This window comes from Rugamonas apoptosis, assembly GCF_014042355.1.
GTDB lineage: Bacteria > Pseudomonadota > Gammaproteobacteria > Burkholderiales > Burkholderiaceae_D > Rugamonas > Rugamonas apoptosis.
In genome coordinates this window covers 1-280 of sequence record NZ_JACEZU010000058.1, presented here as the reverse complement: position 1 = coordinate 280, position 280 = coordinate 1, and the positions used below count along the sequence as shown (strand labels likewise).

The 280-nt window shown below is 48.2% G+C and carries 1 rRNA gene; it reads right to left on the bottom strand.

The features are described from left to right. Positions 1-106 (bottom strand): 16S ribosomal RNA (locus tag H3H39_RS27410); the annotation flags it as partial. Positions 107-280: the final 174 nt, after the last annotated feature.

The following is a 280-nucleotide window of genomic DNA, read 5'->3' as shown; positions in this document are numbered from 1 at the left end:
ACCCGTTCGCCACTCGCCGCCAGGTTGCCCCGCGCTGCCGTTCGACTTGCATGTGTAAGGCATGCCGCCAGCGTTCAATCTGAGCCAGGATCAAACTCTTCAGTTTAATCTCTGTTTGTTTGCCACTTTCATGGCACCGTCATTTCTGACGGGTCGCTCACTCAAAATACTGACAGGCTACTCTTGCGAGTATCCTATTTCATTTATTTCTTGTGAACATTTGATATTTTAAGTATCACGAAGACTGGCTTCGTGTGCACTTCCATCAAACGTCCACACT